This is a genomic window from Chlorogloeopsis sp. ULAP02 (genome assembly GCF_038404745.2).
Classification (GTDB): domain Bacteria; phylum Cyanobacteriota; class Cyanobacteriia; order Cyanobacteriales; family Nostocaceae; genus Chlorogloeopsis.
Genome location: NZ_JAYKTT020000062.1, coordinates 1 through 22,175, shown reverse-complemented (window position 1 = coordinate 22,175; position 22,175 = coordinate 1). Strand labels below are relative to the sequence as shown.

13 protein-coding genes are annotated in these 22,175 nt (G+C 41.0%); 3 read left to right on the top strand and 10 right to left on the bottom strand.

Annotated features, from left to right (window positions below):
• Nucleotides 1-378: 378 nt before the first annotated feature.
• From U2718_RS21290 to U2718_RS21245, 10 genes are all read right to left on the bottom strand, one after another.
• Nucleotides 379-1,020 (bottom strand): ABC transporter ATP-binding protein, encoded by a 642-nt coding sequence (locus U2718_RS21290; RefSeq protein ID WP_342002307.1) that lies wholly within the window; start codon nt 1,018-1,020, stop codon nt 379-381.
• Complete coding sequence (locus U2718_RS21285; RefSeq protein WP_342002306.1) at nt 1,013-1,942, bottom strand: ABC transporter ATP-binding protein; 930 nt, start codon at nt 1,940-1,942, stop codon at nt 1,013-1,015. The genes U2718_RS21290 and U2718_RS21285 overlap by 8 nt, the downstream gene beginning before the upstream one ends.
• A 20-nt stretch (nt 1,943-1,962) precedes the next feature.
• Complete coding sequence (locus tag U2718_RS21280) at nt 1,963-2,853, bottom strand: ABC transporter permease (RefSeq protein ID WP_342002305.1); 891 nt, start codon at nt 2,851-2,853, stop codon at nt 1,963-1,965.
• Nucleotides 2,850-3,836, bottom strand: coding sequence for an ABC transporter permease (locus tag U2718_RS21275; RefSeq protein ID WP_342002304.1), 987 nt, complete (start codon nt 3,834-3,836; stop codon nt 2,850-2,852). The genes U2718_RS21280 and U2718_RS21275 overlap by 4 nt, the downstream gene beginning before the upstream one ends.
• 3 nt (nt 3,837-3,839) lie before the next feature.
• Nucleotides 3,840-5,426 (bottom strand): ABC transporter substrate-binding protein, encoded by a 1,587-nt coding sequence (locus tag U2718_RS21270; protein ID WP_342002303.1) that lies wholly within the window; start codon nt 5,424-5,426, stop codon nt 3,840-3,842.
• 145 nt (nt 5,427-5,571) lie between these two features.
• Nucleotides 5,572-5,955 (bottom strand): type II toxin-antitoxin system VapC family toxin, encoded by a 384-nt coding sequence (locus U2718_RS21265; RefSeq protein ID WP_342002302.1) that lies wholly within the window; start codon nt 5,953-5,955, stop codon nt 5,572-5,574.
• Nucleotides 5,952-6,149 carry a hypothetical protein gene (locus tag U2718_RS21260; protein ID WP_342002301.1) on the bottom strand — a complete coding sequence of 66 codons (198 nt, stop codon included), beginning with the start codon at nt 6,147-6,149 and terminating at the stop codon, nt 5,952-5,954. Before U2718_RS21260 ends, U2718_RS21265 begins: the two co-directional genes overlap by 4 nt.
• 210 nt (nt 6,150-6,359) lie before the next feature.
• A complete protein-coding gene (locus tag U2718_RS21255; protein ID WP_342002300.1) occupies nt 6,360-7,070 on the bottom strand; it encodes a Uma2 family endonuclease in 711 nt (236 codons plus the stop codon).
• A gap of 127 nt (nt 7,071-7,197) precedes the next feature.
• On the bottom strand, nt 7,198-8,508 hold the full coding sequence (locus tag U2718_RS21250; RefSeq protein WP_342002299.1) for a glycosyltransferase: 1,311 nt from the start codon (nt 8,506-8,508) through the stop codon (nt 7,198-7,200).
• Nucleotides 8,509-8,510: 2 nt separating this feature from the next.
• Nucleotides 8,511-11,108: a TonB-dependent siderophore receptor gene (locus U2718_RS21245; protein WP_342002298.1), complete on the bottom strand. Its 2,598-nt coding sequence runs from the start codon at nt 11,106-11,108 to the stop codon at nt 8,511-8,513.
• Nucleotides 11,109-12,345: 1,237 nt separating this feature from the next.
• On the opposite strand from U2718_RS21245, the gene U2718_RS21240 reads away from it, so the two are divergent.
• The 3 genes from U2718_RS21240 to U2718_RS21230 form a co-directional block, all read left to right on the top strand.
• A complete protein-coding gene (locus U2718_RS21240) occupies nt 12,346-20,769 on the top strand; it encodes an amino acid adenylation domain-containing protein (protein WP_342002297.1) in 8,424 nt (2,807 codons plus the stop codon).
• 16 nt (nt 20,770-20,785) lie between these two features.
• On the top strand, nt 20,786-21,229 hold the full coding sequence (locus tag U2718_RS21235) for a phosphopantetheine-binding protein (RefSeq protein ID WP_342002296.1): 444 nt from the start codon (nt 20,786-20,788) through the stop codon (nt 21,227-21,229).
• A gap of 1 nt (nt 21,230) precedes the next feature.
• Nucleotides 21,231-22,175 (top strand): condensation domain-containing protein (locus U2718_RS21230; RefSeq protein WP_411813341.1); only part of this gene is annotated, 945 nt, incomplete at its 3' end.

The following is a 22,175-nucleotide window of genomic DNA, read 5'->3' as shown; positions in this document are numbered from 1 at the left end:
ACGTTTAATTTCTTCTGAGTATCCTCGTTGATTATAAGAATCTATAAACTGACGGGCACACGGAACACAGATGTAATTTTGTTTACTACCCTTCTTCCCATTTCTGCGGTTATGCCTTGACCCACACTTTGGACATTGCATAGCGATCGCTTGAATTCATACTTCAATTATGCAACGGCTTGCAGTGTATAGAATTCTTTGAATGTGCGATACCCTGACCCATGAAAAGCGTTCGCGCAGCGTGTGCGAAGCACTCTCGCTATAGTCATCACCTCACTTAGATACATTTTGGAACGACATCTACGTTCACCAGACATCGACGGTAACTGTGGTACTTCTTGCCACAAGGCCTCCCATGAGGCACAGAAATCATCGACATCACAAAAAATTTGTGTCAGATCGAGGCGAGATACAATAGTTTCCATCGCTCAGGTCAATCATACGATCGCATAAACGCTTGAGCAGCCAGAAGTCATGACTGATAACCAAAATGCCTATTTCAGTTTTACGGGCGTAATCAATGACAGCCCCCCAAATCAAAGCTTGAGTATTGGCATCTAGCATTGCCGTCATCTCGTCAGCGATTAAGTACCGAGTATGTCTTCCTAATGAACGAGCCACAGCAACTCGCTGAAGTTCACCTCCACTCAATTCATGAGGCCAGCGATTCAGCCAGTTCTGATTAATATTTAAAGCTTGGAGTAATTCTCCAGAAGGCATTTGCCCTTCTTTTAAAATTTTGTTAATTCGCCAACGAGGATTCATAACCAACTCAGGATTCTGAAAAATCATTTGCACTGGACAATAACCCTGCATCGGTAAAGGCTGATCATTTATACTGACAGAGCCTTTTACAGGTTGGAGATATCCTGTCAGGATTTTACCTAGAGTTGTTTTTCCCAAACCGCTGGTTCCACTCAAACCCACGATTTCGCCAGAATGTATTTCTATACTAAAGTCCCGCAGTATCCAAGGTTGGTTTTGACGATAGCGGAAAGACAAATTTTCGCCTTTAAGCATGAATGCACCTCACTAAACCATTGCAGACTTCCCGTAAGGGCGGACGATGAGTTAAACAATCTGTAGTAGCTATTGGACATCGTTCAGCAAACAAGCAACCAAGGGGAAGAACATCGGGATGTGGTTGTGTACCAGACACAGGAATAAATTCGTTTTGAGGCAAAGAGCGCCAGAGTGCCTGAGTATAGGGATGACGCAATCCTTTACCTTCATGGCTGAAATCACTTTTAGCAGCTATCTCCACAGTTGTGCCTGCATAAAAAACAGCGACTTTATCTGCTATTTGTAATGCGGCTTCTAGTTCGTGGGTAATTAACAATACACCTTTACCCTCGTCAGCAAGTTCCCGGAGGTGATTGAGGGTTTCCACTAGCACCTCTGGATGCAACCCTGGAGTTGGTTCATCAGCAATGACTAAATTAGCTTGCCCAATCACAGCCATTGCTACTAAAATTCGCCTAGCCATCCCGCCTGAGAGCTGAAACGGAAACAGCTGCTTGACTGAGGGCGCAAGTTTGTAACGCGCTAAAACTTGGTCAACTATCTTTTGAACTGCATTTGTCGATAATCCCCTCAGACGTGCAATCCGATTTAGTTGCCTACCCACACTCATTAAGGGATCGAGATAACTAACTGATTGCGGAATTAGTACTATTTCTTTTCCCCGCAATTCGACTTGACGTTTATAAGTAAGATATTCATTGTTGTAAGTTATCTTACCTGTCACCTGGGCATTTTTGGGTAGAATACCGAGAATTGCGTGTGCCAAAAGGCTTTTACCAGAGCCACTAGAACCAACAACAGCTACAACTTCACCAGCATTAACATGTAAATCCAAATCAGCGATCGCAGTAGTTTGTTTTTGAGTAAAACCCTGGTCATACATTGTAAAGGTGACACTCAGATTTTGTACACAAAGCATTCTGAACGCTCCTTGTAGTGTTATTCCTGGCTTGTTTTCGGGTCAAGTAGCGATCGCAAACTAGCACCCAAAATATCAAACAGCTTAACAGCCATTAGCAAAGCCACTCCTGGTAAAACTCCTAGCCACCAGTAACCAGCCGACAGATAACGCATAGCCTCACTTAAAATCACGCCAATGGCAGGAATTTCTGGTGGTAAACCCAGTCCCAAGAAGGTTAGACCGGCTTCGTGTAAAATCACATGGGGAAATAGCAATACCAGTCCCACCATGAACTGAGGTATCAAATGAGGCAACAGATGATGACGAGCGATCCAAAGGGAAGAATGTCCTAGTTTATAGGAAAGCTGTACGTAGTCTGAGTTTTTAATTTGCAGTACCTCAGCCCTTAAAAGTCGAGCTAAACCCATCCAGTGAGTGACACTGATGGAAATCAACAAGCCTGAAACACCGCCACCAACTGCAAAGGCAATCAGAATAATTAGCACAAGATGAGGTAAACTTAAGAACACATCAATCAGCCATGTGATTACTGCATCAACTTTACTGTTCATCGTTGCTGATACTGTTCCCAATACTAAGCCGATCGCTGCACTACAAATAGCTGTCAACAAACCCACCCACAAGCTTAAACTTAAGCCGTGGAGGGTGCGGGCAAACATATCTCTGCCTAACCAATCAGTACCGAAAGGATGAGCCAGTGAGGGTGGTTGGTTGTGATTTTGTAAGGCAATTTCTAAACCTTCTGTACCAACTAACTGCGCTCCTAATAACAGAGCGCTAAAAATTACAAAACATAAAAGGGCGATCGCCAGGGTGCGGCTACGGCGATTACCCAGATATACCAAGCCTTTGGGCTTAGTGGGAGGATGATTTGGTAAAGTGGGGATGGCGATCGCAGGCTTTGTCATGCAGATTTTCCAAAACGGATACGGGGATCGATAATCTGGTAACTGAGGTCAGCTAAAGTGTTGCCTATAAAGACAAAGGTGGCACTAAAGAAAACAATGCCCAATAACAAAGGGACATCGCTTCGCAGTGCTGCCTGTACGGTAGCATCACCCAAACCAGGATAGTTAAATACTTTTTCGGCAAGTACAGAACCACCAAACAATTCGCCCAAACTGGCAAATTGCAAGGTAATTGCTGGTAAAGCAACGTTACGCAAACCGTGATGTATAACTACCCCAGTAGTGGTTTCACCTTGGGCATAGGCAAATAAAGCATAGTTACTATGCAGAATTTCAATGAGCTTTTCGCGGGTGTGGAGGGCGATATTAGCAATGCCAATCACACTCAGGGTTAGGGCAGGCAGTAATAAATGATGTAGCTTTTGCCATAATGTCACATCAGCCGCTAAAATACCGGGCGGCGTTGCACAGCATATCGGGGTGACTTGCAGTGTCACCGAAAAAATAATTAACAATAGTAGGGCTATCCAAAAAGCGGGAGCCGATGCCAAAGTATAAGCATAAATCCGAATTATCCGATCTACTAAAGACCCTTCCTTGGCTCCTGCCACAATACCCAGCAATACACCGAACGCACCTGAAAATAACCACGCCAATCCCATCAGTGCTAATGATGCCTCAAAACGTTCGGCTATCACTTCAGACACCGTTTGGTTGTAGGTCATGGAAGTTCCTAAATTACCTTGCAGTAGTTGTCCTAGCCAAAGAAAAAAACGTGTGGTCATGGGTTGATCTAGTCCCCAACGTTGGGCAATTAATTCTCGTTGTTCTGCACCCACACGCATCACATCAGCCCCAATATAAGCATCTACTGGATCGACAGGAGATAAACTTACCAGGACAAAACTGATGACTGACAGTGCTATTAGTAGCAGCAGAAAGTGTAGGAATTTTTGCAGTAAGAGTCGCCAGATATGCTTCATAGGTCAATCGCAATTCCACTTCCAAGATGTAACGTTGGCTAATATTGAACCTGTGTAGTTGTGAGTTATCTGCTTTTGTTTGCCAAGGTCTAAACAGCTATTCACAAAGTAAGTTTGATCGGGACTAACTAGCCAAGTAGATGCAGCATCGCCTTTGGTAGTGATTCCAGTTTGACCGTCCCACTGTATCTTTTGCCAAAATAATCTTGCTTCTGTCTCTGAGGCTGCTGTCATACCTTTGTCAAAATTTTGGTCAACGGTGGGGTTAGCATAGTAACCAGGATTTTGCCAGTTTCCTTGGGCGACCGAACTATGGTACAGATTGTACAAGATGAGTGGATCGTAAGTACCTAGTACATAGACAACTACATCACTATGCAATCGGCGTTCAATTTCTTTCCAACTTCTGCCTTCCACATTGACCTGAATGCCAATTGGTTTAAGCATTTGAGCTACAGCTAAAGCTAGCCCTTGGCGGATGCTATCTTTAGCGGGGTAGAGAATGCTAAATTCAGCTTTCAATCCTTGTTTTGCTAAAATACCATCGCCGTTATTATCTTCCCAGCCAGCTGCGGCAAGAATCTGTTTAGCTTTATTAGTATCGGCATCTTGGATTTTAGCTTTAGCTTCTTCCCAAGGCATACCACTGACCGGAGTATAGGCAGGAGAACCATAGCCTTCGAGAATAGCATCAACTAACACCTGTCGATTGATTGCATAGTTAATGGCTTGACGAATTGCTGGATCTGCGGTTACGTCATTGCCGATAGGGTATCCTTGAGATGTTTTCTTGCCTGTATTGGGGATATAAGGAAGCATCAACCCTGCATGACCATCGCTTCTGTGGGCGTATAAATTCATCCCAGGAATCTGCTGAATTGCTAGCGATGGTGGAATACGCGCCACATCAACTCTACCCGCCTTCGCAGCCGCGAAGGTTGCATCTTCGAGAGTTAAAACAATCACCAACCGTTTAATATTTGCTGGCGTTCCGTAGTAGTAAGGGTTGGCTTCAGCAATAATCTGCTCACCAGGATTCCATTGCACTAAGCGATAGGGGCCAGAACCAATCGGATTGCGGAAGTAGTTTTTGTTATGGGCGTGTTTTGGTACAATTCCCAAGCTGGCTATTTGATTGATAAAGGTAATCTGAGGCTGTTTGAGGTGTAATTCAACTTCGTAATTTCCTTTGACAACTGCTTTGTCTAACACAGACAAATCTATTAATCCGCCACTTTCTTTAGTTTGGTTAAATGTGTAGGCAACATCTTCTGCACTCAGAGGTTGACCATCCGAGAAACGGACATCTGGACGGATTTTGAATGTCCAGATTTTTCTATCGTTACTAAAGGTGTAGTTTTGGGCAAGGTCATTAACCAGTTCTAGATTTTCATTACGGCGTAGCAGCGTACTTTGAAACAATGGAGGGCCGTAATAATTCCATCCCATAGTCGGGTCAAATCCCTTGTCATCAAAATCTTCCCATGAAAAAGCCAGCACGATTTCATCTTTGAATTCATTGCCGACTTTAGCAGCAGGTGGACTTGGGGAAACGTGGTTACAAGCAGCTAATAATTGTACTGACAACATTACCCATAACCAATTAAATATACAAATTTTGGATAGATTTAAAATCACGATATTTTTATGAGGTCAAACTGCGAAAATACTGTAGATCAATCTTTATTTACAAAAATTTTTCTATACAATTGTGGTAAGTTGTGTTTAGTTTTCCCTAATCTGAAAACGGATTTTCAACTTTGAGTCTAGCAATTCCCTTAAAATCACTAACATTTCTTGTAACTAAAAATGCATCTTGATTTAGTGTAGTTGCCGCAATAATTGCATCGGGGAGCTTTATTTTATGTTGTCGTTTTAACTGGATTGTCTGGTCTTCAATTTCTCGTGATAATGGAACCGAGCTAAACTGTGATAGTAAATCCTCTATCGACTGCTCTTCATCCTCTGATAAGCCGGGGAAACTCACCAATTCAATGCGGACTATTGGCGACATTAAAATTTCATGTAAATTCAAAAAATCTTCTGCAAACAATGAATCAACTCTTGTCTCACCAGCAAGATAGTAGATAAAAATATTTGTATCGTAAAGATATCTCATTCATCCCACTCCTGACGAAGAGTGTTTAAATGAGTAAGAATTGCTTCTTTTTTATCCTTTAAAATCCCTTTGGCTTTAGTGATTTTTTTGTAATCTCTTTGCCAATTTAACAGCATTGACTCTGGTACATCTACCGTAATTGAATCTTCATCCTGAGATACAAGATAATGTTTTGGTATTTTGATTATTGGCATCAGTTTTAATCCCAAATATCCTGGCAAATTAATAAACTTTCAACTACTGTAAATAGTTTAGAAATTTATGAGCGATGTTACTCAAATAAAGATAAATCTTGATTTTTATTTTTTACAAATTTAGTAACCATAAACTCTCCTAAACACACTTATGAACTTGAAAACCTAATTACATTTAACTTTTGATTTTTGACTTCCAAAAAAGAGGTACTAGTCTTGCCATTTCTTCCCCAATTGCTCCACAAATTCCCCATGTTCAGGCGAACTTAATCCCAGCTGCAACACCTCTAATACCCGCGCCATCTGATTATTTAATAATGCCTCTAGCGCCAACCACAAGCCTGGAAATACTTGGGAGCGAATGATGCCATCCCCATCAGCTAGGAGTGCTTGATACTCTCCTTCTACCAAACCAAACCAATCCAGTTGATTTCCAAACAATCGCCAAACAATATATTCCAATACCCCATTACGGCGATAAGCTTGCTTCTTGCTACCTGTATCAATTGAGGCACTACTAGCGGCAATTTCAACTATCAATTCCGGGACTCCTTCGAGATAGCCATCGTCCGTTGTTCTAGCTTGCCCTCCTACTGCTTCATCTAAAATCAGCACAATGTCTGGTTGGGGTTCGTTATCCAAATCAAGGCGAATTGTTGGCTCAATGCCCAGACGTAGCCCTGGTGTGACAATTTGATACGTCCAGAGCCATCCGTGTAGACGACTATGGGGTTCTGCATGTTGTTGAAAGCGTAAGGGAGATGCCACATAAACGATTCCTTCGATCAGTTCTGCTTTTTTGATGTGGGGTGCAGCCGCATACCGCCGCTCAAATTCAGGGCGAGTCAGGCGATCGCCATTTTCCAGGGGCGGCAAGTCATGAGTTTTTGAATGGGGCTGACGGGGCAGATGAGTCGTCATGGCAGCATTCTCAAGCTTTTGGTTTTATCTTAGAACAGGAAGTCAGATGTGGTGGAATCGCAAATCAAGCTGGCTGAGGATAGTCAAAATTAAAAATTAGCACAAATCAAACTAAAATTTAGTTATTTTATTTTGTATTAGCTAAAATTTCTGAAATAAATTTTATAGATAGTCCAGAGTTTTCTATTTTCCTAAATTTATTGCCCCAGGTTTCCACTCGCTGCTGCAATGAAGAATTATTTTCTATTGTTTCAATGAAATTAGTTATTTTCTGGACTGTTAAATCTTGAATATCATCCACCAATCCTAATCCATGATATTGAATCCTCTTGGCATTTTCTGGTTGATCGGCACAAATAGGAAACACAATCATTGGTGTTCCTGAAAATATACATTCTTTAATAGTATGTATTCCTCCAGCTATGATTGCTAAATAAGCTCGTTCCAAAAGTGCTAATTGCGGTGCTTTATTAACTATGATGACATCATCAGAAATAAAAGTAAAATCGTCAATACTAAGGTAATCGCTCACCGAAACCACTAATTGATATTTAGGTTTTTTAGATATACTATCGATGACGCTCTGAATAAATTGTTTAGCTTTAGCTACAGTTAAAGTTTCTACCGCTCCTACTGTAGTTCCTAAAGCACAATAAATTAGAGCTTTATCTTTCTTGATTTTTGACCAATTAAAATCAGGTTGTTGTCTTTCTAAATCTATAGAAGCTTCTGCATAATAACATCCTGGTCTTACAGTTCCAGGAAAATCTAATTCTTCAGGACATAAAAATAAATGTGGTAATTTCAAAGGAATCACCTGCTGAAAATCTAGCAATTCCAGAGGAACTTTACTCTTGATAGAAATTTTCTTGATAATAGTTTTAATATTTACATCGATACCAATTAACCAACTGAGTGCTATTTTAAGTTGTTGTATCCAGTACTGAGGAGAAAATTTTACTTGTGGGGTTGAATTAGGTGGTGGTAATGCCGTAAACATATCCGTTAAATAAATAGTTGTAACTTGGCATTCATAAGCTATTAAAGCCAGTAACGTTGAGAACAGAGGTGAAGATGTACTAATCAAAAGTAAATCGGGACGAGTTTGTTTGAGTAAAGTATGTACTTCGCGGTTCTCTCCTGTTAGGAAAGAATTAATCATAGACTTAAAATACTTGATATATTTGATTTGCTCTAAGATGAGCTTAAGCCCACTAGCTTTAAGATGTTTATTATTCACCTTTCGTATAAAACCTTTTGGGAACCATCTTTCGAGAATAGGTAGAAAAGTAAAACCATGATTTTGAGCATTTTCTTCAGAATCTGGTATCCCCAAATAAAGCACTTCATGACCAAGAGATTTTAGAGTTTTAGCCAATTTCAAAGTGCCATAAAATTCGCCTTGCAATCGCCAAATGCAAAATACAATTTTTGCCATGACTAAAACTCCACTGCAACTGTACCCAACACCGTCAATGGTGCTGCGGGGAGAAGACTAAAACCATCTACTTCGTAATATTTAACGTCAAAGAGATTTTTGACATTTAGACCAATTCTGTAATTGCTCCGACGATAAAAAATAGATGCGTCAGTTCTCAAGTATGAGGGAACTGTGAATGTATTGGGTAAAGATACTTCACGTTCTCCTGCATATACTAATCCCAAACCAAAACCTAATCCTTGCAAATTACCGTTTTGAATTTCATAAGTAGTCCACAAGCTAGCGCTATGTTCAGGTACACCTGCTGTGCGATCGCCAATCAGATCTAGGTTATTATCTTCGGTGACAACAACGTCTGTATAAGCATAGGTAGCGATAATCTTCCAACCTGGTAATATTTCTCCACCAATATCTAATTCAATCCCACGGCTTCTTTGTTCACCCGTTTGGATGCTGAAATTAGTATCAACTGGATCTGGTGTCAAAACATTCTTACGATTTATTTGATACAATGCCAGAGTTGCTGACACACGATTGTCAAAAAAATCTTGCTTAATTCCTACCTCAAACTGTTCGCCAATTTCTGGTTTGAATTGTTCACCTGTCCGACTTCTACTAAATATTTGAGGAACGAAAGCGTTAGTCCAATTGAAATAAACAGATGTAGACTGACTCGGTTGATAGACTATGCCAACTCGTGGCGAAAATCTGCTGTCTGTTTGCTCATTTACTACTGTATTGGTTGGACGGTCTTTAAAGAAAGAGTCAACCACATCAAATCTACCACCTGCTAAAATCTTGAGATTAGGCAAAATCTCTATTAAATCTTGGACATAAAAACCAATATTATCTCCGCCTTGTTCCCCCGCAAAACTAAGGCTGAATTCTCCTGGTCTTGCACCATAAACTGGGTTAAAAATATCAATAGGAGCTAAAGGAGCTTCAAAAACATCATAGCCATATTTGAATCTGGCTAATTCTACACCAAATAAAAAATTATGGCGTAAAGAACCTGTATGAAATTTTCCCGAAATTTCGGTTTGTGAGGTGTAATTTTCTGTTTTTTGCGCTCCCCGTGAAGATGTGCGATCTAGTGTGCGACCATCCTCTTGTAGAGATATTGAATATATCCGAGCGTTACCAACCTCAGTATTATTAATAGTTGCATTTAACCCCTGTCTAAATTTCCAGTTTTCACTAAACTGATGTTCAAAGTTACCACTAATGGAGGCAACATTTCCCGTAGTCGGATCGAGATTGGGTTCTCCAATAAACCTGTTAACTGGAAGCCGTAAAGATACAGGATCTAACGGCAATCCTTTATCAAAAATATAACTGTAGTCGAGATATTCAAATTCGGTGGTGAAAGTTGTGCGCGGACTAATTTGCAAAGTCAAAACGGGAGCTATGAAAAAGTTTTCGCTAGAGACAAAATCACGATAACTGTTGGCATTTTCATAGGCGGCATTTAAGCGGTACAAAGCAGAGCGATCGCTTAACAATGGCCCGGTGATATCAATACTTGGACGGTAAAAATCGAAACTGCCAATCGTCAACTGGCCTTGATAAAAGGGATTTTCAAGCGGCTTTTTGGTGACTGTGTTTACTAATCCACTGAGAGAAAAAGCGCTACCACCACCATAAAGAACTGATGATGGGCCTTTAAGCACTTCTACTCGCTCAACGTTGGCAATATCACGAGGATTACCTTGATCCCGGAAGCCATTGCGGAGGTTTTCATACCCTGCGAACAAACCGCGAATATTGTAGCCGGATGCTGTGCCAAAGCCGAATATCCTTTGCACACCACTGACGTTATCTGTGAATTCATCTAAACGTGTTACTTGTCTGTCTTCTAGCACCTGTTGAGGGACAACTTGAATAGATTGGGGAATGTCGCGTAGAGGTGCATCAATTTTTGTAGAACTGGGAGCAATTTGTACGTTGTATTCACCGTCTTGTGTACCTGTAACTACTAGTTCAATGGGTTGATCGTCTTGAGCAGATGGCTGTTCTGGTGCTGTTTCGCTACTAGGCTGTTTTTCTGTTTCAGGTGTCTGTGGTGGCAGCTGTTGGGGTGTAGGAGATATGGCTGGTGTAATCCCGAAAACTAAACCTTCATCGCTGTCAAACAGTTCAACTTTTGGCGCACCTGCTTCACCTGTCACCGTTACCCGGATAGTATTGGCATCTAGGTTCGTAACCGTTACTTCTGAAATTCCGGCAACTGGCTTGTCTTGACGGAAGGAGTCGCCTGTTGGTAGACGTAGTTGAGTGTTAGGAATATCTGCAATAAAGTTATTCCCCTCACGTTTGGTTGTAGTTTGTAGGTTGTTAGATGCAGAAGTTTCTAGGATGATTTCCAAACCACCATCTGTTGAGGAAAGGCGCACTCCTGTTACTTGTATGACTTCACTTTGTGCAAGCCAGTCTTTCACACTGGTATAAGGAATTTGAAACTCACTAAGTTGGAGGATCTCAGTGCTGGAAGTAGCTTCTTTAGCCAACTTTTCTTCTGTCTGTGCTTTTACAGGCTGAGTTCCTAACAGACAAATAACTCCTACAATTCCCCAATAAACAAACTGTCTTTGTTTCAAAATTTTCCTCCATACCCCATTGGATACCACAACAACGTGAAGGTATTACTTGCGTTTCAACATAAATAACTCCAATCTCTGCTAGTGCAGCATGGGAAAGCAACAAACCGATCTAACTTCGCTGGGTTCACAAAACCCAACTAAAGTTCGCTTGTAGAACTACTAGGGTTTCTGACGCCAAAAGTATTTTGTTGAAGTACTGCTGAATAAGTATAACGATAATCATTCTTACAATACCAAGGTGGTAAAAAAAGTCAAGCTCCTGCTTGAAAATAAGGCAGAGGAGCCAGCGCCGTGGGCGGGTTCCCCGACTTGGGGCGACTGGCGTGGCAGAAGGCAGAGAGAAATACACTTTTCGTTGCTAATCTAATGTTGTGGTCTTGTGGGTAAACTGCCCGTGGAAGCCTAGCTTTAAATCGATATATCTATAATCTTCGAGTTTTAGAAAGTATTATTGATCTTGGGTGAAGCAGCTATTTATGTCAAAAGACTGTCCGTCAAACTTGCCTGTATTTCAAATAAAAAGTTTGAAATATTTTCATTTTCTTGAAAATATGTATTAAATATTTACGAATTTTAAAAATAAGAATAATTAACTGAAGCTAATGATTGTTAATTCAGTATTAATTACATAAATTATAAGAATGAATATGCAAAAATAAATAGCAATAAGTTATTACTACTTGTATAATAAGGAGAAGTATGTAATATGTTGATAGTTGAGGATTGCTGAGAAGATTTTCGATATCATGTGGGAAAATTTATCCTCAAAATGAAAGATTTTGAAGGAAAGTAATTAATAGTCATAAAAATAGTAAATTCTGACATTTTTGGCTTTCATCTGATTTTTTACTGTTTTTCGCCCTCACAATAAGGCACAAGAAAAAATTCTTTGGGAAAAAGAATAATTATTTCACTTCCAATATATCCTTGGTTCTTAAATATTTATTACTCCCTTCCCACTACAAAATTACCTATTTTTTCTTTGTGTTCTTTGTGGTAGCCTGCGGCAAGCCGAAGAAGGCGCATCTACGTTCAAAAACCTCCCAGTTCGATTAGGTATTCTTCAAGAGGGAAAAAGGAATTTATCTTCCATTTTTGATATAAATTCCCTTCTCAAAGCTATTAGATAAAATTTCTGAGATGGTTAAAAATGTGTTTTCTAGTCGTTTAACAGTGCAACGCCTGAATTTGAAGTGATTGATGACCTTGAACGCACAATTGAGAAGGTTTCCAAATGAGCAAAAGCTTTTTCAAGTTACCAGTTGAATTTTCCACTTTGGTTGAACTGCTTCAGTGGAGAGCAAGCAAGCAACCCCAACAGCAGGCATATACTTTTCTTGTGGATGGGGAAGTGGAGGGTTCTTATTTAACTTATGGAGAATTAGATTGGCAAGCTCGGCTTATTGCTACCTTACTCCAAACCTGTGCAAATAGAGGAGAAAGGGCATTGTTGCTCTACCCACCAGGTTTAGAATTCATCACTGCATTTTTTGGATGCCTTTATGCCGGAGTTATAGCGGTTCCTGCTTATCCGCCACGCTCAAACCGTTCCATGCCTAGATTACAAGCCATCATTGCAGATGCACAGGCAACTATTGTCTTAACAACTACAAACCTTTTGGCTGACATCAAGCGTCAGTTTAACCAATTTCCAGAACTGGCAACTATGCAATGGCTAGCTACTGACCAGATGACAAGTCAGGGAGAAGATAAATGGCAACAAGAAACCAATCTTACCAGTGATACTTTAGCGTTGCTGCAATATACTTCAGGTTCTACAGCAGCACCGAAGGGAGTCAAGGTTAGTCATGGCAATCTTTTGCATAATCAAAAGCTGATTCAACTGGCAATGGAGCATACAACGGAAACGGTTTTTGTCGGTTGGCTACCTCTATTTCATGATATGGGATTGGTTGGGAATATGCTCCAGCCTTTGTACTTGGGAATACCGTGCATTCTCATGTCTCCTGTGGCATTTTTGCAAAAACCCTGGCGTTGGCTACAAGCAATTTCTCGGTATAAAGCCACAACCAGTGGCGGGCCGAATTTTGCCTATGATTTATGTGTTCGTAAAATTACGCCTGAACAACGAGCCACTTTGGATCTCAGTAGTTGGGAAGTTGCTTTTAACGGAGCCGAGCCGATTCGGAAAGAAACTTTGGAGCAGTTTGCTCTCACCTTTGCTGAATGCGGATTTCGCCGCGAGGCGTTTTATCCTTGTTATGGGATGGCAGAAACGACATTGATTGTCTCTGGTGGTAGTAAAGCGGCTCCACCAGTATTACAGTCGGTGAAATCCTTAGCATTGGCACAAAATCAGATCGTTCCAGCCAGTACAAAAGAAGTTGATGTCAGGACGTTGGTAGGTTGTGGTCGTCCTTTGCCAAATTTAAAGATTGTCATTGTCAACCCTGATACTTTAACGCCTTGTCTACCTAGTGAAGTAGGCGAGATTTGGGTGGCGGAAGCTAGTGTGACTCAGGGGTATTGGTGTCGAAAAGAACAAACAGAGTATACATTCCGAGCTTGTCTGAAAGATACAAAAGAAGGGCCTTTTCTGCGTACAGGCGACTTGGGATTTTTGTATGAGGGCGAACTCTTTATTACTGGTCGTCTGAAGGATTTGATAATTATCCGGGGGCGCAACCATTACCCACAAGACATAGAATGGGCGGTAGCCAAGAGCCACCCAGCACTACAAGCAGAAAGTGGAGCAGCGTTTTCTGTTGATGTGAATGGCGAAGAGAGGCTAGTTATCGCCCAAGAAGTACAGCGCAGTTATATACGAAATTTAGAGACTGAGGAAGTAATAGGAGCTATTCGTCAGGCGGTGGTAGAAGAACATGAGGTGCAAGTTTATGCGGTGTTACTTCTCAAACCAGGTAATATTCCCAAAACTTCTAGCGGTAAGATTCAACGCCATGCTTGTCGGGCTGGGTTTTTGGCAGGAACTTTGGAAACAATAGCTAGTTGCATTTTAGAAGATATTCATGAAATAGATAGTAAAGTCGGTTTGAGTCATGAAGACATTTTGGTATTGGAGCCATCACAGCGCCAATCACAACTGAAGTCTTATCTTCAGCAACAAGTCGCCAGGGTTATGAAAGTATCCCTGAAGCAAGTAAATCCAAGGCAATCTTTAGGTAGTCTGGGAATTGATTCATTGATGGCAATTGAACTTCAGCACACCATTGAAACTAATTTAGGTGTGGTTTTGCCAATGGCTTGTTTTTTGGGAAATGTCAGTATTGAACAACTAGGAATCAAGTTAATCGCCCAGTTACAATCCGATCCACCATCGCTACAAAGTTCTACGCTTAATGCCGTCACCGATTATCCCCTTTCCCACGGTCAACAGGCGTTGTACTTTTTACAGCAACTAGCACTCCTAACTCCTGCCTACAACATTGCTAGGGCTGTGCGTATTCGGGGCGAATTGCATATTAAGGCTTTACATCGAGCTTTTCAAATATTAACCGATCGCCATCCTTGCCTGCGGACTACTTTTATTACCAATCAAGGGCAAACTGTACAGCGAGTCCATCAACAGCTACAAGTTGATTGGCGACAGGAAGATGCATCAGCATGGGATGAGCTATCTTTGAGCGATCGCCTGATTCAACTAGCCCATTCTCCCTTTGATTTGGAACAAGGGCCGTTAATGAGGGTAGGTTTATTTATTCGCTCACCTCAAGAACATACTCTTTTGCTAGTAGTTCATCATATTGTGGCAGACCTCTGGAGTTTGACCGTGCTAGTGGATGAGTTAGGCAGGTTGTATGAGGCAGAAAAAAACGGTATACCTCTAACCCTTCCTCCCTTGACCAAACAGTATGCTGACTACGTGCGTGCTGAAGCAGAAATGCTAGCAAGTTCAGAAGGTAAGAGACTTTGGGCTTACTGGCAAAAGCAATTAGCAGGGGAATTACCTGTACTCAATCTGCCCACCGATCGCCCGCGCCCATCTATGCAAAGTTATCGAGGGGCATTTTATACCTGTAAATTTAGTGGAGAACTCACACAGAAACTAAAAGACTTCAGCCGCGATCGCCAAGTTACCCTCTACATGACACTGCTTGCAGCTTTTCAATCGTTGCTTTACCGCTACACAGGACAAGAAGATATACTCGTCGGTTCTCCTACCAGTGGTAGAAATCGAGCTGCTTGGGCGGGAGTTGTCGGTTACTTAGTTAATCCGGTAGTTCTCAGAGCCAATTTCGCTGACAATCCTAGCTTTGAAACTTTTTTGGAGCAAGTCCAGCAAACAGTTTTGGATGCTTTTGCCCATCAAGATTATCCCTTTTTCCTGATAGTAGAACAGCTAGTACCTATGCGCGAGCCGGGGCGATCGCCTTTATTCCAAGTCATGTTTGTCTTACAAAAAGCCCAAATCACACAGCAAGCAGGATTGGCAGCCTTGGCACTGGGTGAAACTGGAATAGGCATGAATTTGGGAGATTTACAGTTAGAATCTTTGGGACTCGAACAGCAAATAGCGCAGTTTGAGTTAACCTTAATGATGGCTGAAATCGATGGAGTTCTAACTGCTGCTTGGCAATATAACTCTGATTTGTTTGATAGTGATACTATTACCCGCATGGCAGGTCATTTTCAGACCTTACTCACTGGGGCGATCGCTAACCCACTGCAACCCATCGCCAATTTACCACTTTTGACAGATGCAGAACAGCATCAAATATTATCTCCACCCTTGATAAGGGTGGAAGAAAGGGGGCTGCGATGTCTGCATAAATTGTTTGCAACCCAAGTAGAACTAACACCTGATGCTGTAGCAATTACCTTTGTTGATGAACAGCTGACTTACCAGCAACTCAACGCACGGGCAAATCAGCTCGCGCACTATCTCCAAAGCTTGGGTGTAAAGCCAGAAACTAAAGTTGGCTTATGCGTCGAGCGTTCTTTAGAAATGATTGTCGGTATACTTGGTATTCTCAAAGCTGGGGGAGCTTATGTACCCTTAGATCCGAATTATCCCCAAGAACGTTTGGCATTCATTTTAGAAGACGCAAATATAACGATACTGGTAACGCAGAAGCAGCTAATTGAAAAGCTTCCTACTTTTACAGGCTCCATCGTCTGCCTAGAGCAAGTCAAACAACAGAGAGAACACAATCCCATCGGGGAAGTTACAGCCGATAACTTAGCTTATGTAATTTATACTTCCGGCTCCACTGGTCAGCCGAAAGGCGTTTTGGTGAATCACTCCCATGTTGTGCGGTTGTTTAGCTCAACTGACGAGTGGTTTAAATTTAGCAGTGACGATGTGTGGACGCTGTTTCATTCTTATGCTTTTGACTTTTCTGTGTGGGAAATGTGGGGGGCGCTGCTTTACGGCGGACGGTTGGTAATCTTTCCTTACTTGATTAGTCGCTCTCCTGATGCCTTTTATAATTTACTTTGTCAAGAGCAGGTAACAGTTCTTAATCAAACTCCTTCTGCTTTTCGTCAGTTGATGCGCTTAGAACAACAAGCTTGTACAACTACGCAGAAACTTGCCTTGCGTCTAGTAATTTTTGGTGGGGAAGCCTTGGAAATCAAAACTTTAAAGCCTTGGTTTGACCGTCATGGCGTTCGCGAAGCGTCTTTGGAGGAGAATCGCTTACCGCAATTAATTAATATGTACGGCATTACAGAAACCACCGTACACGTTACCTATCACCCTCTTAGCAAAGCCGATCTCAATCGTACAAACAGCGTAATTGGTCGTCCAATTCCCGACTTACAAGTGTATATATTAGATAAACATCGCCAAATCGTACCTGTTGGAGTACCTGGAGAAATCTACGTTGGTGGTGCTGGTGTGACGCGGGGTTATTTGAATCGTCCCGAACTGACTGCTGCAAGGTTTAGCGATCGCACCTTTGGAAATTACTCTATAAGGCTTTATCAAACTGGAGACTTAGGACGTTATTTACCGAATGGCGAACTTGAGTATCTGGGACGCATTGACGAACAAGTAAAAGTTCGCGGCTTCCGCATTGAATTGGGAGAAATTGAGGCGATATTGCACCAACATCCAGCTATTGAGGAAGCTGTGGTTTTGATGCGAGAAACTGAGTTTGTTGGTGACATTCAGCCTGATGCTGCTGTTACGGAACTGCGCCAATTTATTAAAAAAAATAAATCAGAAAATTTTAGCGATCGCCGATTAATCGCTTATTGCGTCTCTTCTCAACAGCCTGCACCAACCATTACTGAATTGCGTCGTTGGCTAAAAAATCAGTTACCTGAATACATGATACCTGCGGCTTTCGTCATGTTAGATAGTCTACCTTTAACGCCGAGTGGGAAAGTAGACAAACGAGCCTTACCAAACCCCGATCGCATCAGACCTGAACTAGATCCAGCTTACATTGCTCCGACTACCTCAGCAGAAAAAGCATTAGCTCAAATATGGACACAGGTGCTGAGGATTGAACGAGTAGGTATCCACGATAATTTTTTTGAGTTAGGAGGAGATTCTATTCGTAGTATTCAGGTGTTAGCCAAATCTCAAGAAAGAGGCTTGAATTTTTCGCTACAACAACTTTTTCAACATCAAACAATTTATGAATTGGCGCAGGAAGTCAAAATTACTGAACCGAGTTCTTTATGGAAGCCGAAAACAGAAAGATTCAGTTTGATTGCTACAAGCGATCGCCAAAAATTACCATCTGATATAGAAGATGCTTATCCTTTAGCGAGAATCCAGGCGGGAGTTATTTTTCATTCTCAATACAGCCCTGATTCGCCAATGTATCATGATATATTCTTCTACCAGTTGCGAGTTCGTTTTGATGTGGAATTTTTGCAACAAGCAATTCAGCAACTAGTCAATCGTCACCCAATTTTACGGACTTCGTTTGATTTAATTAACTTTAGCGAACCACTACAACTAGTCCATGAGCAAGTAAGTGTACCGCTACAAGTAGAAGATTTACGCTTTCTATCGCCAACTCAGCAAAAACAAGCAATTGAGACTTGGGTAGAAACCGAGAAACAGCGAAATTTTGATTGGACTTGTCCACCAATGATTCGCTTTTTCGTTCATCGCCTCACGGACGAATCTTTTTATCTCGTCTTGAGTTTCCACGACTGCATTTTAGATGGATGGAGTACTGCTTCATTACTAACTGAGTTATTACATCGTTATTGGGCTTTACTTCACAACCAGACATATCCTATTGATTCGGCACCGACAATTACATACCGAGATTTTGTTGCACTAGAACGTTCAACGCTAGAGTCAGAAGAATGCCGTAACTATTGGACGCAAAGCCTAAAAGATTGCATCACAATCCAATTGCCACGTTGGGATCGTAACAGTCCTAGCAATTCAAATCCTGAAATTGGTGTTTTGAATGTTCCTATCTCCTCAGAATTGTCCGATGGACTCAAACAGCTGGCGAAGATAGCGCAGGTTCCCCTCAAGCACGTTTTGCTAGCTGCACATATCAGAGTCATGAGTTTATTAAGTGGTGAGACGGATGTATTAACGGGTTTGGAGTCGAACGGTAGATTAGAAACCGAGGACGGAGAACAGACACTAGGTATCCATTTGAACACTGTGCCATTGCGTTTACAACTGCATGGAGGAACATGGATAGACTTAGTACAACAAACTTTTCAAGCAGAAAGTGAATTATTACCTTATAGACGCTATCCCTACGCGGAATTGAAAAAGCTTAATCGTGGAGAACAGTTATTTGAAACTGTTTTTAACTATACTCACTTCCATATATTTCAGAACCTTCAATTATTAACAGGTTTAGAAATTGTCGGGGCGCAAGGTTTTGGTGAAACCCATTTTGCTTTAAGAGTCGAGTTTAACCGAGAGCCATTTTCGGATAATATTCAACTTGATTTAGAATGCGACCTCACCAAGATTAATCAAGTTCAACTAGAAGCCATTGGTAGTTACTATTTTGAGACACTAACAGCCATGTCTCAACAACCAAGCGATCGCTATGAGTCTCAATGTTTACTTCCTGTTAATGAACAGCATAAGTTATTGGTGGAGTGGAATGATACAAGTAGGGAATATCCCGAAAACTTACTCATTCATCAATGGTTTGTAAATCAGGCATTGCAGACACCGAATGCAACAGCGTTAGTATTTGGGGATCAGCAGTTAACTTATCAAGAACTCAACGAACGTTCTCATCAACTTGCTCATTACTTGCAAAATTTAGGGGTAAGTCATGATGTACCTGTAGGACTCTATGTAGAACCTTCCCTAGAAATGATCGTAGGGATATTAGGTATTCTCAAAGCTGGCGGCGCATACGTACCGTTAGATCCTGCCTATCCGCAAGAGCATATCAATTTGATACTGCAAGATGCTGGGGTGTCATTGGTTGTTAGTCAAAAGTCATTAGTTAATAATTTAGGGCGAATGACGGTTATTTGCCTGGATACAGACTGGGAGTTAATAACCATAAGTAGCCAAGATAAGCTTATTAACTACACAGAGCCAAATCATTTAGCCTATATTATTTATACTTCTGGTTCTACGGGTAAACCGAAAGGAGTACCAGTTACTCATAAAAACTTGGTGCATTCTACCAGTGCCAGAATTGCTTATTACTCAGAACCCGTTCGCAGTTTTTTATTAATTCCTTCATTTGCCTTTGATAGTTCGGTGGCGGTGATTTTCTGGACTTTGTGTCAAGGAGGAACCTTAGTACTAGTTAACGAAGGTAGACAAAGAGATATTTGGCATTTAGGAAAGGCGATCGCACAACACCAAATCTCCCATTGGTTAAGTGTTCCTTCTTTGTACGCATTGTTGTTAGACCATATCCAACCTGCTGAATTAATTTCTCTACGTACCGTGATTGTTGCGGGAGAAACTTGTTCGCCCGCCTTAGTCAAACATCATCGTCAACTATTACCCCAAGGATCACTTTTCAATGAATACGGCCCAACCGAAGCAACCGTCTGGAGTAGTGTCTGCAATTGTCAAGACTATGAATCAAGGCATACTATTCCCATCGGTCGCCCCATTTCTAACACCCAAATATATTTGCTAGATATCCACTTACAACCTGTACCTATTGGAGTTGTCGGAGAAATATATATTAGCGGAGAAGGTGTAGTCAGTGGATATTTAAACCGTCCTGAATTAACCGCCCAAAAATTCATTCCTAATCCATTCAGCGATCAAGAAGGTGATATTCTCTACAAAACAGGAGATTTAGGGCGCTTCCTTGCTGACGGTAATATCGAATTTATTGGTCGCCGCGATTATCAAGTCAAAATCAATGGATATCGCATTGAATTAGAAGAGATTGAAACAGTCTTGAAGCAATACCCAGATATTGAGAATGCGGTGGTTTTAGCGAGAGAAGAATTAGGAAAAAAATATTTAGTAGCTTATGTTGTAACATCCGAAATTGCACCCAGCACCAGCCAATTACGAAATTTCTTAAGACAGAAATTACCAACTTACAAAATACCTAATATCTTCATCATCTTAGATACCTTGCCTTTGACTCCTAATGGCAAAGTTGATCGTCGGAATTTACCAGCACCTAATCAAAAACTCATGAACGAGATGAAAATAGCCCATCTTTTACAAAAGCTGGAACAAATTTCTGACGAAGAAGCACAACTTATACTTGCCCAAAAGAAAATATTAACTTTGCAGCCTGAATAAACTAGAGAAACAAAAAATGAGTGATTTTTTGGAACGCCTTGAACAACTATCACCCGAAAAACGTGAACTATTAAATCTCTTCCTCCAAGAAGAAAATGTACAGACGGAAGAGAACTACATAGAACCTACAACACCATTTGAAAAAGCACTAGCAAGTATATGGAGTCAAGTTCTTGGGATTGAAAGGGTGGGTATTTATGATAATTTCTTCGAGTTGGGAGGAGATTCTATTCAGAGCATTCAAATTATCGCTAAAGCAAATCAGTTAGGTTGGCAACTGACGACTAATCAACTGTTTGATTATCCAAATATTGCTGAATTGGCAAAAATCGCGGAAACAGCTTTGCTTACTCCAACGGATAGCGAAGAAGTACAATCCCAAAATTTAACTAGTTTTACACCTTCAGATTTTCCAGAATCCGAATTAAGTCAATCAGAACTAAACGAGCTTTTCAGCTAACATGAAAATTGAAGATATTGAAGACATTTACACTCTTTCGCCAACCCAACAAGGGATGCTATTTCACATCCTGGCGGAACCGAATTCAGGAATGTATTTGGAGCAAATTTTATGTACATTACAAGGAAAACTGAATTTCTCTGCTTTTGAAAAAGCTTGGCAGCGAATTATAGAACGACACCCCAGTTTAAGAACAGGTTTTATTTCAAATAATTTAGATAAACCAGTTCAAGTAGTATATCGGTGTGTGAAACTGGTAATAGAGCAGTATAATTGGCAGAACTTCTCGAATTATAAGCAGAAAAAACAATTAAATTCTTTTCTAGAACTAGACCGTCAGCGTGGTTTTCAGCTTTCTGAACCGCCTTTAATGCGACTAACTTTGATTCGCATTGATGAAGACATTTATCAGCTGATTTGGACTGCTTACCATCTGATATTAGATGGCTGGTGTACTGATATTTTACTGAAAGAACTTTTTACTCTTTACGAAGCATTTTGCCAAGGTAATAGTCTGCAATTACAACCATGTCATTCCTATCGAGATTATATAGCTTGGTTGAAAAAGCAGGATTTATCAGCAGCAGAAGCATTTTGGCGACAAAAACTGACAGGGTTTAAAAAACCTACTTCTTTGGCAATTAACCGCAGTATTAACTATGGTGAAAAAGACAACTATGCTCAACAGCAAATTCAACTATCTGCAACTGTGACAACAGCACTCAAATCCTTTGCAAAACACCACCATCTAACTTTAAATACTCTATTTATTGGTGCTTGGGCTTTGTTACTAAGTTACTATAGCAAGGAAAAAGATGTAGTATTTGGTACTGTTGTATCTGGTCGTCCCGTAACATTGCCAGGAGTTGAATCAATAGTAGGTCTTTTCGTCAATACCTTACCAACGCGAGTGCAAATATCTCCTCAAAATTCACTCGTACCTTGG

Bases quoted from the DNA above. Each gene is read 5' to 3' on its own strand.
- U2718_RS21240 (WP_342002297.1), top strand. From the start codon at position 12,346: ATGAGCAAAAGCTTTTTCAAGTTACCAGTTGAATTTTCCACTTTGGTT.
- U2718_RS21250 (WP_342002299.1), bottom strand. From the start codon at position 8,508: ATGGCAAAAATTGTATTTTGCATTTGGCGATTGCAAGGCGAATTTTAT.
- U2718_RS21260 (WP_342002301.1), bottom strand. From the start codon at position 6,149: ATGCCAATAATCAAAATACCAAAACATTATCTTGTATCTCAGGATGAA.
- U2718_RS21270 (WP_342002303.1), bottom strand. From the start codon at position 5,426: ATGTTGTCAGTACAATTATTAGCTGCTTGTAACCACGTTTCCCCAAGT.
- U2718_RS21255 (WP_342002300.1), bottom strand. From the start codon at position 7,070: ATGACGACTCATCTGCCCCGTCAGCCCCATTCAAAAACTCATGACTTG.
- U2718_RS21235 (WP_342002296.1), top strand. From the start codon at position 20,786: ATGAGTGATTTTTTGGAACGCCTTGAACAACTATCACCCGAAAAACGT.
- U2718_RS21280 (WP_342002305.1), bottom strand. From the start codon at position 2,853: ATGACAAAGCCTGCGATCGCCATCCCCACTTTACCAAATCATCCTCCC.
- U2718_RS21290 (WP_342002307.1), bottom strand. From the start codon at position 1,020: ATGCTTAAAGGCGAAAATTTGTCTTTCCGCTATCGTCAAAACCAACCT.
- U2718_RS21265 (WP_342002302.1), bottom strand. From the start codon at position 5,955: ATGAGATATCTTTACGATACAAATATTTTTATCTACTATCTTGCTGGT.
- U2718_RS21275 (WP_342002304.1), bottom strand. From the start codon at position 3,836: ATGAAGCATATCTGGCGACTCTTACTGCAAAAATTCCTACACTTTCTG.
- U2718_RS21285 (WP_342002306.1), bottom strand. From the start codon at position 1,942: ATGCTTTGTGTACAAAATCTGAGTGTCACCTTTACAATGTATGACCAG.